This is a genomic window from Enterobacter cloacae complex sp. SHL018 (genome assembly GCF_049237905.1).
Lineage (GTDB): Bacteria > Pseudomonadota > Gammaproteobacteria > Enterobacterales > Enterobacteriaceae > Enterobacter > Enterobacter hormaechei_C.
Genome location: NZ_JBMKJE010000001.1, coordinates 167,616 through 182,048, shown reverse-complemented (window position 1 = coordinate 182,048; position 14,433 = coordinate 167,616). Strand labels below are relative to the sequence as shown.

Below are 14,433 nucleotides of genomic sequence, written 5' to 3'. Positions count from 1 at the left end.
ATGCCTAATTTCTTTATCGATCGCCCCATATTTGCGTGGGTGATCGCCATAATCATCATGCTGGCCGGGGGACTTGCGATCCTGAAGCTGCCTGTCGCGCAATATCCAACGATTGCGCCGCCGGCAGTGACGATCTCCGCAACCTATCCGGGCGCTGATGCCAAAACGGTGCAGGATACCGTTACGCAGGTTATCGAACAGAACATGAACGGTATCGATAACCTGATGTACATGTCCTCAAACAGTGACTCAACCGGTACGGTTCAGATCACCCTGACCTTTGAATCCGGTACGGATGCGGACATTGCACAGGTTCAGGTGCAGAACAAATTGCAGCTGGCGATGCCTCTGCTGCCGCAGGAAGTACAACAGCAGGGCGTGAGCGTCGAGAAATCGTCCAGTAGCTTCCTGATGGTTGTCGGCGTGATCAACACCAACGGCACCATGACGCAGGAGGATATTTCCGACTACGTGGGCGCCAACATGAAGGACGCCATCAGCCGTACGTCTGGTGTGGGTGACGTTCAGCTGTTCGGTTCCCAGTACGCGATGCGTATCTGGATGGATCCGAATAAACTGAACAACTTCCAGCTGACGCCGGTTGACGTGATCAGCGCAATTAAAGCGCAGAACGCCCAGGTTGCCGCCGGTCAGTTGGGTGGTACACCGCCGGTGAAAGGCCAGCAGCTTAACGCGTCGATCATCGCGCAAACGCGTCTGACCTCCGCCGATGAGTTCAGCAAAATTCTGCTGAAGGTGAATCAGGACGGTTCGCAGGTTCGCCTGCGTGACGTGGCGAAGGTTGAGCTGGGCGGTGAGAACTACGACATCATTGCGAAGTTCAACGGTAAACCGGCTTCCGGTCTGGGTATCAAACTGGCGACGGGCGCGAACGCCCTGGACACCGCGACGGCTATCCGTGCAGAACTGAAGAAGATGGAACCGTTCTTCCCGTCAGGTCTGAAAATCGTTTATCCGTATGACACCACGCCATTCGTTAAAATTTCGATTCACGAAGTGGTGAAAACCCTGGTTGAGGCGATCATTCTCGTCTTCCTGGTGATGTACCTGTTCCTGCAAAACTTCCGCGCAACGCTGATCCCAACCATCGCCGTGCCGGTTGTACTGCTCGGGACCTTTGCGGTGCTGGCGATATTTGGCTACTCGATAAACACCCTGACGATGTTCGGGATGGTGCTCGCCATCGGCTTGCTGGTGGATGACGCCATCGTGGTGGTCGAAAACGTCGAGCGTGTCATGGCGGAAGAAGGCCTGCCGCCGAAGGAAGCAACCCGTAAATCAATGGGCCAGATCCAGGGCGCGCTGGTCGGTATCGCGATGGTACTGTCTGCGGTATTTATCCCGATGGCCTTCTTTGGCGGCTCTACCGGTGCGATTTACCGTCAGTTCTCCATCACCATTGTTTCGGCGATGGCGCTGTCGGTACTGGTTGCACTGATCCTGACGCCAGCCCTGTGCGCGACGATGCTGAAGCCGATTCAGAAAGGCGGTCACGGCGAGCATAAGGGCTTCTTCGGCTGGTTCAACCGCATGTTTGATAAGAGTACGCACCACTACACCGACAGCGTGGGTAACATCCTGCGCAGCACCGGTCGTTACCTGCTGCTCTATATCATCATCGTGGTGGGGATGGCTTTCCTGTTCGTTCGTCTGCCAAGCTCGTTCCTGCCAGATGAAGACCAGGGCGTGTTCCTGAGTATGGCGCAGCTTCCGGCCGGTGCGACGCAAGAGCGTACGCAAAAGGTGCTGGATGAGATGACCGACTACTTCCTGACCAAAGAGAAAGACAACGTCGAATCCGTGTTTGCGGTTAACGGCTTTGGCTTCGCGGGTCGTGGTCAGAACACCGGTATCGCCTTCGTTTCTCTGAAAGACTGGTCTGAACGTCCGGGCGCAGAGAACAAGGTAGAAGCCATTACCGGCCGCGCGATGGGCACCTTCTCACAGATTAAAGATGCGATGGTCTTCGCCTTTAACCTGCCAGCGATTGTTGAACTGGGTACGGCGACCGGCTTCGACTTCCAGCTGATTGACCAGGGCGGTCTGGGCCACGAAAAACTGACTCAGGCGCGTAACCAGCTGTTTGGCGAGGTGGCAAAACACCCTGACCTGCTGGTGGGCGTACGTCCTAACGGTCTGGAAGATACGCCGCAGTACAAGATCGATATCGACCAGGAAAAAGCGCAGGCGCTGGGTGTTTCCATCAGCGACATTAATACCACGCTGGGTGCAGCCTGGGGTGGCAGCTACGTCAACGACTTCATCGACCGTGGTCGCGTGAAGAAAGTCTACGTGATGTCCGAAGCGCAATACCGTATGCTGCCGAACGATATCAACAACTGGTATGTTCGCGGCAGCGATGGCCAGATGGTGCCGTTCTCCGCCTTCTCAACCTCGCGCTGGGAATACGGTTCACCGCGTCTGGAGCGTTATAACGGCTTGCCATCGATGGAAATCCTCGGTCAGGCAGCCCCGGGCCGAAGCACCGGTGAAGCCATGAACCTGATGGAAGAACTGGCCAGCAAACTGCCTGCGGGTGTCGGCTACGACTGGACCGGCATGTCCTATCAGGAACGTCTGTCCGGTAACCAGGCCCCTGCCCTGTACGCCATTTCACTGATTGTGGTGTTCCTGTGTCTGGCGGCATTGTATGAGAGCTGGTCGATTCCATTCTCCGTTATGCTGGTGGTTCCGCTGGGGGTTATCGGTGCGCTGCTTGCCGCAACGTTCCGTGGGCTGACCAACGACGTTTACTTCCAGGTGGGCCTGCTGACAACCATTGGCTTGTCGGCGAAGAACGCGATACTAATCGTCGAATTCGCCAAAGATCTGATGGAGAAAGAAGGAAAAGGCCTGATTGAAGCAACGCTGGAAGCCGTTCGTATGCGTTTGCGTCCAATCCTGATGACGTCCCTGGCATTTATCCTCGGCGTTATGCCGCTGGTTATCAGCTCCGGCGCGGGCTCCGGCGCACAGAACGCAGTAGGTACCGGCGTAATGGGTGGGATGGTAACCGCGACCGTTCTTGCGATCTTCTTCGTACCGGTGTTCTTCGTGGTGGTTCGCCGCCGCTTCAGCCGTAAGAATGAAGACGTTGAGCACAATCATTCGGTAGAACATCACTGATACCGGTTTCACATGATAAAAAGGCCGCATTTGCGGCCTTTTTCTTTTTCAGAAAAAATCATAAAATAGACCTATTGCCTTTCTATTTATTTTCCTCTTTTTTAATAAGGCCTATCATAATAGGCCGATAACTTACACCAGGAACTCAGCATTCTTTTATTATCATTTCGTGACGTAAATTATTCGGACTATTCCTAAGCAATGGAAAATATCTGAAGATATCTGGTTTCGGACTTCACATGAAACTTTGCGCTAACTCAATGAATTCTAAGGAACCGATAAAAATCGTCTTTTTTATTGATTAACGCGTTCGCTGCAAAAGGTAGATTTGCGTAAAGGCTCGAACAGTAACGATTTAATTGTAATTTTTCGTAATAGCGCGGTGAAATCTTGATCAGAGTGGCTTATAGTTAGAGTTATCAGGAACACAGCTCCCGTGTGGCTAAGCAAGTTGTATCCATCCCGACATGATGTTCGGTGAGTAAAAAATCACTCAGAAGGGGATGCGCTATGGACGAGTACTCGCCAAAAAGGCATGATATCGCGCAGTTGAAATTTCTCTGCGAATCCTTGTACCATGACTGCCTTGCCAATCTTGAAGAAAGTAACCATGGCTGGGTGAACGATCCAACGTCTGCTATCAATTTACAGCTTAACGAGCTGATCGAGCATATCGCCACCTTCGCACTTAATTATAAAATTAAGTACAATGAAGATAATAAGTTGATAGAGCAAATTGATGAATACCTGGACGACACCTTTATGTTGTTCAGCAGCTACGGCATTAACGCACAGGATTTGCAGAAATGGCGTAAATCAGGAAACCGTCTATTTCGCTGCTTCACTAATGTCAGCAGAGCTAATCCGGTTAGTCTTTCCTGTTAAAATTATTACAATTACTAAGGTGAATTTATGTCTGATAAACCATTAACAAAAGTCGATTATTTGATGCGCCTGCGACGCTGCCAGTCAATTGACACTCTCGAACGTGTTATTGAGAAAAATAAATACGAGCTGTCTGATAATGAACTGGCGGTATTTTATTCAGCTGCCGACCATCGTCTTGCTGAGCTGACCATGAATAAACTGTATGACAAGATCCCCTCTTCGGTGTGGAAATTTGTTCGTTAATCGTTGAAGAGAGACTGTAAAGGCATTACGCCCGTTGTTAAGCTGAATTTACCTTTCGAATTACGCTTCAAATGCAAACGCCAGGTTCCCGTATAAAACGTATTTATGCGCAAGAATGTTGTGACTCCCGTCACAGCCACTTTTAGGGAACGTTCCCTTTCTGGTTAATCCTCTTTACGCTGCGTAAAACGATTCCAGAGAGGTTCCCATGAGTGAAGAAAAACAGAAGATGATTGCAGGTGAATATTACCGCCCTGGCGATGACACGCTGAGGGCTGACCGTTTACGCGCGCGTCATCTTGTTCACCGCTATAACCATACCGCACCCGATGAGAAGGCCGAACGTCGCGCCTTATTAGCTGACCTGCTGGGTCAAAGCGAAGGTGCCTATATAGAGCCAAGCTTCCGCTGCGACTACGGGTATAACATCTATCTGGGCAACAATTTTTACGCTAACTTCGATTGCGTCATGCTGGACGTCTGCCCTGTCCGCATTGGCGATAACTGTATGCTTGCGCCGGGAGTGCACATTTATACGGCCACGCATCCTCTGGATGCGACCGAACGTAACAGCGGGCTGGAGTACGGTAAACCGGTCACCATTGGTGATAATGTCTGGATCGGCGGACGCGCGGTGATTAATCCAGGCGTGACCATTGGCGATAATGCGGTTATCGCTTCCGGCGCGGTAGTGACCAAAGACGTGCCGGCCAATGCGGTAGTGGGCGGGAATCCGGCGAAAATCATTAAAATGATCTAAGCGCATCCTGAGTAACTGTTATGCTTTTTCCTGGCATAACTGTTACTTTCATCGCATAAACCCCTCTCATAAAATAGGCAGATCACCTGTATTTTTAACAATCATAAAGGCAAAAAATGACAGAGATACAGCGCCTGCTTACCGCCACCATCGACGATCTCAATACCCGCGAAAAGCGCGACAATCGCCCGCGTTTTAGCATCAGCTTTATTCGCAAACACCCCGGATTGTTCGTCGCCATGTACGCCGCCTGGCTGGCAACGCTTATCGTCATGCTGAAGTCTGAAACACTGGTCGATTCCGTCTGGCTACTGGTTGTGCTGTTCGTGGTGTTTAACGCGTTTTTCTTTTTCGACGTCAATCCGCGTTACCGGTATGAAGATATCGACGTACTCGATTTCCGCGTGTGCTACAACGGGGAGTGGTACAACACGCGTTACGTGCCGAAGGAGCTGATCGACAGCATCCTGCACTCGCCGGCCGTCGAAGCCGGGCAAAAAGAGAAGTTGCAGAAAATGGTCATCACTAAGGGCCAGCTCTCTTTTTATGATGTCTTTACCCTTTCCCGCCCCACTGCTGTGTAATGAGCGCATGAAGACGTCGGATACCCGGCGCAAACTGCGAAGCAGAGGTATTACCGTAACCTAAAACCAGACCGGTTTGCCCCTGCTTCGTCTCAAGGTAATACCCGCTCAGCGCAGCGGGTGCCAGCTGAAACGCTCTCGCCTGCTCCACCAGCCGCTGGTCGTCGATACCGTCAATCGCCAGCGTCAGGTGCATTCCCCCTTCCCCGGCAAGAACACGATGCGGCGTATGAAGCTCTGCGCTCAGCACCTCCCGCAGCTGGCGGTAACGCTTACGATAAAGGCGGCGCATGGCGGCAAGATGTCGTGCATAGTGGCCTTCCTCAATAAACAGCGCCAGGGTGCGCTGTTCAGCGCGATGCCCGCCGCGCAGCAGCGAGCCGATGGCCGGACGCGCCGCCTTCGCCAGCGCTGGCGGTAACACCATGAACCCCATCCGGAGCGATGGAAACAGCGTTTTGCTGAACGTCCCCAGATACACAACGGGCGCATTGTTGACCATTCCGAGCATCGCCGGGACGGGCTCACCGGTATAACGAAATTCGCTGTCGTAATCATCCTCAATGATCCACGCGCTGTGCTGCCGGGCCAGTTCCAGCAGCGCCAGACGCCGCCGCGCGCTGAGCACGCTTCCGCAAGGGAACTGATGCGATGGCGAGGTAAAAATCAGCGTGGGTGAAGGCGCAGACAGCCCTTCCCAGCACATCCCCTCGTCATCCACCGGTATGCCGGACATCGCCAGGCCGGTTTTGACGAAAGCGCTTTTGGCGCCGCTATAGCCGGGATTTTCCACCCAGGCAACATCCCCCGGCTCGCTTAACAGCATCGTGCACAGATTGACGCCCTCCAGCGCCCCTTCGGTTATCACAATCTGGCTGGCATCGCAGTCAATGCCGCGGGAGAGCGCAAGATGGCGGGCAATGGCGGCCCGCAGCGTCGGCTCGCCGGCCGGGTCGCCATACCCTAACAGGGCGCTTCCCTCCTCGCGCAGGACGCGATCGTACAACCGCCGCCACAGCGGCAAGGGGAAATAGTTGATGGCAGGCGTTCCCGGCGTAAACGCCATCACCGGAGTGTCGCGCGGCACAGGCGCGGGCAGCAGGGCGACACGTTTTGTCAGCCTGACGTCCGGGTCCGGTAATGTCCGGGCAATCGTCCGAGGAGCGAATTGCCCCACCCGCGTGCCCTGGCGGCTACGCAGCAAATAACCTTCGAGCGTGAGCTGGTCCAGCGCCGCGTTGACGGTATTTCGGGACACAGAGATCTGCTGCGCCAGCGTTCGTGAGCCGGGCAAATGGCTGCCGGATCGAAGCCTTCCGCACAGTATGGCCTCCCGCAAAGCAAGATAGAGCGCACGCTGGAGCGTCTCTTCCCCACGTTTTTTCAGCGCAGCATGGAGCAAGGTGTAAAGCTCATCACCCGGTATATTCATCTTTCCTCCTCGTGGTACCAGAAAAACATAGCCTGGTGGTTCTTTTTAAGGAACCAGCAATTCATTAATCTGGAGATCTTTTCAATTTGACGGGAATAAAGATGAATACATTCAATGAGTTTGGACAACCTGTAGGCGAAAGCCTTTTCGACTGGCAGCCTCGCCCGCACCCGTCCCGGGTGATACTTCAGGGTCGCTATTGTCGGCTTGAGCCGCTGCGCGTGGAGCATGCCCCGGCGTTGTTCTCTGCGTATTCCCTGGCCGGAGATACCCGAAGCTGGACGTGGCTGCTGCGTGAACCAGATGCCACCGCAGAGGAGTTTGCCGAATGGGTGGCGAGCGTGAGCGAATTAGCCGATCCCATCCACTTTACCGTTATCGATAACCAGACCCAGTCTCCTGTCGGGACGCTGTCCCTGATGCGGATCGATCCTAAAAACGGCGTTGTGGAAGTGGGACATGTTCACTTCTCGTCACTGTTAAGCCGGACGCCCATGTCGACAGAAGCGCAGTATCTGCTGATGCGGTACGTGTTCGATACCCTGGGCTACCGGCGTTATGAATGGAAGTGCAACAGCCTGAACGAACCATCCCGCAAAGCGGCTCTGCGTCTGGGCTTTCAGTTTGAAGGGCGTTTTCGCCAGGCGCTGGTCATTAAAGGCCGAAACCGGGACACCGACTGGTTTTCAATTCTCGACAAAGAGTGGCCAGCGCTGGCGAGCGCGTTTGAAAGCTGGCTTGCCACCGACAATTTTACCGCCGATGGCAAACAGAAAAGCTCCCTGGAAAGCTGGCGAGAGACGCGCGTTTAGCGTCTTTTTTTACGTCCCTGCACCGCCTTAAAGCGCGGGTTAGATTTGCAGATCACGTATAAGCGTCCCTTGCGTTTGACTATCTGGCAATCCGGGTGACGCTGTTTTGCACTGCGCAATGAGTTCAGCACCTGCATGATTAGCCTCGCTTCGCATCAAGAAAGCCACCAAAACGCTTGCGGAAGCGTGCCGCGCTGCCATCCGTCGAGAAGGTCTTCTGTTTCCCTGTATAAAACGGATGTGATTTAGAGGAGACATCAAGGGTAACGTAGGGATACGTTTTCCCCTCCAGCTCAATTTCACGGTCTGTCTTAATTGTTGAGCCGACTTTAAAGTATTCATTAGCCGTGGTGTCGTGAAACACAACGGTGCGATAGGTTGGATGGATATTCGGTTTCATCTCTGGCCTTCATGTATTGTTATAACATAACAAAATACTATCTGAGCTTTGCTGCAAAAACAACCCCTGTCACGCACAGCCTGTTTTTGAAAGGTTGATTCAGATACCTGCCTGAGACTGTCACATGCTATAACTATATCATTTAGCGATAAAAAACTTTTTCTTCTGGCGCGCAAACTCCAGGCCCAAGGTGGGCATATGGAAAGGATAAAGCAGCATGCGAACCCGACATCTGGTCAGCCTGGTAACAGGCATACTGATCTTCTCTGTGCTGGTCCCTGTGTGCCTCAGTATCTGGCTGGCGCATCGTCAGGCAGAGGATAAATTTGTGGACGCTCTGGACAGCTATGCCTCGCGCGTCCTGATCCGTACCGACAGAGTCGTTGCGCAGGCAAAACAGGCGCTCACGCACCTACAGACATTCCACGCCCCACCCTGCACTCCCCCGCATTTACGCGAAATGCGTCGGGTTGAATTCTCATGGCGCTATATTCAGGAAGTGATGTATATCGATAACCTGAAGCCGCTCTGCTCATCCCTTGAACAATCCAGTAATACGGCGATCTTACCGCCCCCGATGCGGATCACCGCAGACGGGTATAGCGCGTGGCTCACCTCGCAAAACGACCTCGGCATTCACCGCTATATGGCCGTTCTGGGGAAAGGACATTATCTGGTGATGGTTGATCCTGCCTCGCTTGTGGATGTTGTCCCGTTTGGTGAAATTTCGATGGATGCCGCCCTGGTGGGCAGTGAAACCCATCGGATATTTGCCAGAAGCAATATTGTCGACCCGTATATTCTTTCTGTCGTTAAGGAGCAGCAGGACGTTACGCGCGTACAATACAACGGCTCGATGTACGTGTTGAAACCTGTACCCGAACTGGGGTTTACGGTGATCGCGTGGGCGTCGTTAAAACCGCTGGCGGAATCCTGGCACCAGCAGCTGATCATCTGGCTACCGGCTGGCATCTTGCTAAGCCTGGCTGCTGCCCTTATTGTCCTGCGCATCCTCCGCCGTTTGTTATCCCCGCGTAACCGCCTGATCGACGCAATCAACAACCGGGAGATCGAGGTTTACTATCAGCCCATCGTGGCGCTGTGCAGTGGAAAACTGGTGGGTGCTGAAGCGCTGATGCGCTGGCCGCAGCCAGATGGCAGTCACCTGTCGCCCAATCTCTTTGTGCCGCTGGCTGAGCAGACGGGGCTTATTTCAACGCTGACGCAGCTGGTGGTAAATAAGGTGTTTGAGGATTTAGGCGCCTGGCTGCATCATCACCCGGAACTGCACATTTCTGTCAACCTTGCGCCATCGGATTTAACGTCCCCCGAGCTGCCTCGCCAGCTGAGTCAGTTGCTCAACAAATGGGGCGTCCACCCGCGCCAGATCGCCCTTGAATTAACCGAGCGCGGCTTTGCCGATCCCGCCGTCAGCGTGCCTGCCATCGCTGCGTTTCGCCGCGCCGGGCACGCTATCTACATTGATGATTTTGGTACGGGTTACTCCAGCCTGAGCTATTTGCAGGATCTGGATGTCGATACCCTGAAGATTGATAAATCCTTTGTGGATGCGCTGGAGTACAAGAACGTGACTCCCCACATCATCGAAATGGCCAAATCGCTTAAACTGGCGATGGTCGCAGAAGGCATTGAAACTGAAGGGCAGATCGAATGGTTGCATCGCCACGGCGTGCAGTACGGCCAGGGCTGGTATTTCAGCAAGGCGCTGCCTAAAGAGGATTTCATTCTCTGGGCCGGGCACAATCTGGAGAAGCACATTACTTAAGGTACGATTTGATCACCTGCATCACGACCCCGAGATCGGCCTCGCGCTGCGCTTCCTCTGGCTCTTTCACCACGTGATCGGTTAAATGTCCCTCAATCACTTGCATCATCATGCCATTTACCGCACCCCTGATCGCCGCCAGCTGCTGTAACACCTCGGCGCATTCATGATCGCTGTTAAGCATTTTTTCCAGCGCAGCGCTCTGCCCCTGAATTTTTTTCAGGCGGGTCAATAACTTCTTTTTATCACGAACTGTGTGTGACATCGCTTAGCTCCTCTTTGGTGGCGTAAAAAGCATATCACGCTCTACTCCCCCTGGGTATTTTTCTACTGGGGGGTAGTATTATACTACTGGGGGGGAGTAGTATTCTCGGCATGTTTTCCACCCCGGAATGTTCAATGAACGATTTTTCTTCTCTTCTACAGCAGGGTAACGCCTGGCTGTTTGTCCCCAGCGCCATCCTGCTTGGCGCGCTCCATGGCCTTGAGCCAGGCCATTCAAAAACAATGATGGCGGCTTTCATTGTGGCGATCCGCGGTACGCTGAAACAGGCTGTGTTGCTTGGGTTGTCCGCAACGCTGTCTCATACGGCGGTCGTCTGGATCATTGCGATGGCGGGATTATGGTTTGGTCGGGGATGGGATGCAGATACTTCTGAGCCCTGGTTTCAGTTGATTTCCGGGGTTCTGATCGTGTTGATCGCCCTGTGGATGGCGTGGCGAACCTGGCATGAGAGCCAGCCGCATCACCACCATGATGATCATCATCACCATCATGATCATCACGACCACGCGCATCATCACGACCACATGTCTCCTCTGGTTGAAGAGGAGTGGCAGGATGCCCACCAGCGCGCACACGCCCAGGACATTAACCGACGCTTCAACGGTAAAGAGGTCACCACCGGGCAAATCGCGCTATTCGGCCTGACCGGTGGGCTTATCCCCTGTCCGGCCTCCATTACGGTGCTGCTGATCTGCCTGCAACTGAAACATTTCGCGCTCGGCGCCACGCTGGTGTTCAGTTTCAGTATCGGACTGGCGCTCACTCTCGTCGCCTCTGGCGCAATTGCCGCATTAAGCATGAAACATGCGGCGAAGCGCTGGCCCGGCTTTAGCGCCTTTTCGCGCAAGGCACCGTGGATCTCAGCGGCACTGATCGCGGTAGTCGGAATTTATATGAGCATTCACGGCGTAAGCGGGATCCTGAGATAAGCATTGCGGCCACGGCAGTGGCCGCACGTGTCGGCTCAGCCGTTCTGCTGCCAGCTAAACGTGTAGCGCAGCCGGCGGTTTTGCAGAATGAAGGCCGGGGCTACGCTCGGGCTCCATGAGTCGTCCCCCCCTACGCCCATGTGAAACGCATCAAGATTCAACCAGCAGCCAGCCTCTTCCCGCAGCAAATGCTGATGCGTTGTCTCATGCAGCTGCCGCTGGCTATAACGGCTCAGGGAGAAATGGAACTGTCCCTGCAACTGATGGGAGCCAAACGTCAGCTCGCGGGTGTCGCAGCGCAAACCGTTCTCCGTCGGGAAGATATACGGCGTCTGCATCTCTTCCAGCGGTAACGCCCAGCGCCCCTGCTGCGCCGCCAGTTTTCTGTCCGGATAGTTCTCCAGCGGGCCTAGCCCCAGCCAGCGCACCGTTTCCGGGATATCCGCCAGCATAACGCTCAGGCCCACGCGAGCGGGCTCAGGAATGTCAGACGCCACCGTCACCTGCACATCACCGTGCAGCACCCCGTGGTCATCAATCCGCCAGAGCTTGCAGCTGATAAACAGCGCTTTACCCTGATGCTCCCACACGTGCTGCGTGGTCACCACCACCTCACGGGCATGCTGCTCCGCTTCACACTGGAGGAGGCGCGCGGACATCCCATACATCCCTGCCGCTTTCCAGCGTTCCACCCACGCGTTCGGATCGATGCGGGTCGCCTCGCTGACGCCAATGTCATTGTCCAGCGGCGCGCGGGTGAAGTTATCCGTTAGCGGGGAACGGAGCGTTTCAGCGCCCTCGTTCCACCACTGGGCCAGGTTTCCGGTGAGACGGCTGAACTGCCAGCGCTGCTGCTGATGAGTAATGTCCAGCGCCTCGTCCTGCACCGTTAGCTGCGGAGGGGTTCCGCCTGCTTTCGGTGGCGCAAGGTACAGCGGAGCCGGGAGTGGCCACTGATCCCAGGCACAACGGTGGCCGGGCGGCGACCACGGCGTGGCCTGCGGCTGAACGATCTCCACGTTGAGCCAGACCTCGCCCGGCTCAGCGTCAAGCTCTGGCAGCGGGATCTCAACGCGCTGCGTCTCCTGAGGCGCAACAGAAAGGGGTGTTTCGCCGGAAGCCAACACCGCACCGTCACGCGCCACCGACCATCGCAGATATTCGTTGTCAGTATGACGGAACAGATAATCGCTCTGGATCTCGACGACCAGCGGAGCGGTGCTCACCAGCGTAAAGGTAAAGAACTGCTGGGCACGCTGCGCCTCGTAAAGGGCGGGATGCGGAGTGCGATCGGGAAACACCAGCCCGTTGAGGCAGAACTGACGGTCGTTGGGCTTATCGCCAAAATCGCCGCCGTAGGCCCAGTATGCCGTGCCGTCTTCCGCTTTTTTCGTCAGCGCCTGATCGACCCAGTCCCAGACAAAGCCGCCCTGTAACCGGGGATGGCTGCGGAATGCCTGCCAGTAGCTGGCAAAGCCGCCAAAGCTGTTGCCCATCGCGTGGGCATACTCGCAGAGGATCAACGGACGGGTTTCGTCCGGCATGCCGATCCACTTTTTAATCGACCACTTTGGCACCGCCGGGAACGGCTGATCCTGATCGACGCGGGCGTACATCGGGCAGACAATATCGGTAGCGGCTGTACTGGCGCCGCCGCCTTCGTACTGCACCGGCCGCGTGGGATCGGTGGTTTTCAGCCAGCGGTACAGCGCATCGTGGTTCGCCCCATGCCCGGACTCATTCCCCAGGGACCAGATGATGATGGACGGATGATTCCGGTCCCGCTGCACCATACGCGTAACGCGTTCGCTCATGGCAGGCAGCCAGCGCGGATCGTCCGCCAGGCGGCTCATCGGCACCATGCCATGGGTTTCAATATTCGCCTCATCGACCACGTACAGGCCGTAGCGATCGCAAAGCGTGTACCACAGAGGATGGTTCGGATAATGCGAGCAGCGCACAGCGTTGAAGTTATGCTGCTTCATCAGTTCGATGTCGCGGCGCATGGTCGCCTCATCCATCACCTGCCCCTTCTCAGGATGATGTTCGTGACGGTTCACGCCGCGGATCAGCAGCGGTTTGCCGTTAAGCTTCAGCAGGCCGTTGCTGATTTCGACGCGTCTGAAACCGACATCGCAGGCTTCAGTCTCCAGCACGTTACCCTGCGCATCCCGAAGCGACATTGTCAGCCGATAGCATTCCGGTGTTTCAGCGCTCCACAGCGCGGGAGCGTTCACGGGGATCGCCACCGTGAGCCGTTCTGCCCAACTGCCGCGTTCGTCCACGATGGCCGATCCGGGCTGCTGCGTGGTTTGCGCGCAGGCTTCGCCGTTACGCCACAGGGTAAACGCCACCTCGCATTCGGCGTAGCGTGAGCCTTCCAGCGCAACGTCAACCCGGAGTATCGCCCGATCGCATTCGGCATTCAGATCGGTCACGATCTGATAATCGGCAATTCGCGTTTCCGGCTTGTGCAGCAGCGAGACGTCGCGGAAAATGCCGCTCATCCGCCACATGTCCTGATCTTCCAAGTAGCTTCCGTCGCACCAGCGTAACACCATCACCGCCAGACGGTTCTGCCCCGGTCGCAGCACCGCGCTGAGATCGAACTCCGCAGGCAGACGGCTGTCCTGCGAATAACCCACCCACTGGCCGTTACACCACAGATGAAAAGCTGAATTCACCCCGTCAAAAATAATGCGGGTTTGCCCGCTGCACAGCCAGGCGTCATCCATATCAAATGTGAGCGAGTAACAACCGGTTGGGTTTTCAGCCGGAACATACGGCGGGTTCACATTTATCGGATAGGTGACGTTGGTATAGATGGGAGTATCAAATCCCTCCATCTGCCAGTTCGACGGCACGGGCATCTCAACGGCGTCAGCCAGATCGTCCGTTAACCATGTATCGGGAACCTGCTCTGGCGCCGGGAAAAAGCTGAATCGCCAGACGCCGTTAAGCAGACGCTTGCTCAGCGAAGGCTTATCCTCGCGGGCGAAGGTATCATCGCGCCAGCTATGAAAAGGCGCGTGTGCGGCCAGACGATTCCACTGCGTCACGCCCGGGTTTTCCCAGTCACGACGCGCCAGAAGTGCGCTGAGGGTCAGCGGCAATGTAGAAGACATATCAACCTCTTTGCGAAGCGCTCACAATTTTAGCCAACATG

13 protein-coding genes are annotated in these 14,433 nt (G+C 55.2%); 8 read left to right on the top strand and 5 right to left on the bottom strand.

Annotation, left to right across the window (positions count from 1 at the left end; all coding sequences use genetic code 11):
- The 5 genes from acrB to ACOTY5_RS00850 all read left to right on the top strand — a co-directional run bounded on the left by acrB (position 1) and on the right by ACOTY5_RS00850 (position 5,622).
- Complete coding sequence (gene acrB, locus ACOTY5_RS00870) at positions 1-3,147, top strand: multidrug efflux RND transporter permease subunit AcrB (RefSeq protein ID WP_015571248.1); 3,147 nt, start codon at positions 1-3, stop codon at positions 3,145-3,147.
- A 510-nt stretch (positions 3,148-3,657) separates the two neighbouring features.
- A complete protein-coding gene (gene tomB / locus ACOTY5_RS00865; RefSeq protein WP_006809850.1) occupies positions 3,658-4,032 on the top strand; it encodes an Hha toxicity modulator TomB in 375 nt (124 codons plus the stop codon).
- Between the two features lie 27 nt (positions 4,033-4,059).
- The gene (locus ACOTY5_RS00860; RefSeq protein WP_015571250.1) at positions 4,060-4,278 is read left to right on the top strand and encodes an HHA domain-containing protein; all 219 of its coding nucleotides are present in this window, start codon (positions 4,060-4,062) and stop codon (positions 4,276-4,278) included.
- A gap of 208 nt (positions 4,279-4,486) precedes the next feature.
- Positions 4,487-5,038 carry a maltose O-acetyltransferase gene (gene maa, locus ACOTY5_RS00855; protein ID WP_015571251.1) on the top strand — a complete coding sequence of 184 codons (552 nt, stop codon included), beginning with the start codon at positions 4,487-4,489 and terminating at the stop codon, positions 5,036-5,038.
- A 116-nt stretch (positions 5,039-5,154) separates the two neighbouring features.
- Entirely contained in the window at positions 5,155-5,622 is a 468-nt protein-coding gene (locus ACOTY5_RS00850; RefSeq protein ID WP_015571252.1) for a YlaC family protein, read from the top strand.
- On the opposite strand, the gene ACOTY5_RS00845 is transcribed toward ACOTY5_RS00850, so the two are convergent.
- Complete coding sequence (locus tag ACOTY5_RS00845; RefSeq protein ID WP_045142063.1) at positions 5,594-7,054, bottom strand: PLP-dependent aminotransferase family protein; 1,461 nt, start codon at positions 7,052-7,054, stop codon at positions 5,594-5,596. The genes ACOTY5_RS00850 and ACOTY5_RS00845 overlap by 29 nt on opposite strands.
- A 101-nt stretch (positions 7,055-7,155) precedes the next feature.
- Between ACOTY5_RS00845 and ACOTY5_RS00840 the strand changes: the two genes are divergently transcribed.
- Positions 7,156-7,866, top strand: a complete 711-nt coding sequence (locus ACOTY5_RS00840; protein WP_032670463.1) for a GNAT family N-acetyltransferase — start codon at positions 7,156-7,158, stop codon at positions 7,864-7,866.
- Here ACOTY5_RS00840 and ykgO read toward each other — a convergent pair.
- On the bottom strand, positions 7,863-8,003 hold the full coding sequence (ykgO, locus tag ACOTY5_RS00835) for a type B 50S ribosomal protein L36 (protein WP_003859006.1): 141 nt from the start codon (positions 8,001-8,003) through the stop codon (positions 7,863-7,865). The genes ACOTY5_RS00840 and ykgO overlap by 4 nt on opposite strands.
- Positions 8,004-8,005: 2 nt before the next feature.
- Positions 8,006-8,266: a type B 50S ribosomal protein L31 gene (locus tag ACOTY5_RS00830; protein ID WP_015571255.1), complete on the bottom strand. Its 261-nt coding sequence runs from the start codon at positions 8,264-8,266 to the stop codon at positions 8,006-8,008.
- A 217-nt stretch (positions 8,267-8,483) separates the two neighbouring features.
- Between ACOTY5_RS00830 and ACOTY5_RS00825 the strand changes: the two genes are divergently transcribed.
- Entirely contained in the window at positions 8,484-10,052 is a 1,569-nt protein-coding gene (locus tag ACOTY5_RS00825; RefSeq protein ID WP_015571257.1) for an EAL domain-containing protein, read from the top strand.
- Here the strand turns inward: ACOTY5_RS00825 and ACOTY5_RS00820 are convergent.
- Complete coding sequence (locus ACOTY5_RS00820) at positions 10,045-10,317, bottom strand: metal-sensing transcriptional repressor (RefSeq protein WP_015571258.1); 273 nt, start codon at positions 10,315-10,317, stop codon at positions 10,045-10,047. The genes ACOTY5_RS00825 and ACOTY5_RS00820 overlap by 8 nt on opposite strands.
- Before the next feature lie 134 nt (positions 10,318-10,451).
- On the opposite strand from ACOTY5_RS00820, the gene ACOTY5_RS00815 reads away from it, so the two are divergent.
- Entirely contained in the window at positions 10,452-11,267 is an 816-nt protein-coding gene (locus tag ACOTY5_RS00815) for a nickel/cobalt efflux protein RcnA (protein WP_045142062.1), read from the top strand.
- 35 nt (positions 11,268-11,302) lie between these two features.
- Here the strand turns inward: ACOTY5_RS00815 and ACOTY5_RS00810 are convergent, their stop codons facing one another.
- Entirely contained in the window at positions 11,303-14,392 is a 3,090-nt protein-coding gene (locus tag ACOTY5_RS00810) for a beta-galactosidase (protein ID WP_045142061.1), read from the bottom strand.
- Between the last annotated feature and the right edge of the window lie 41 nt (positions 14,393-14,433).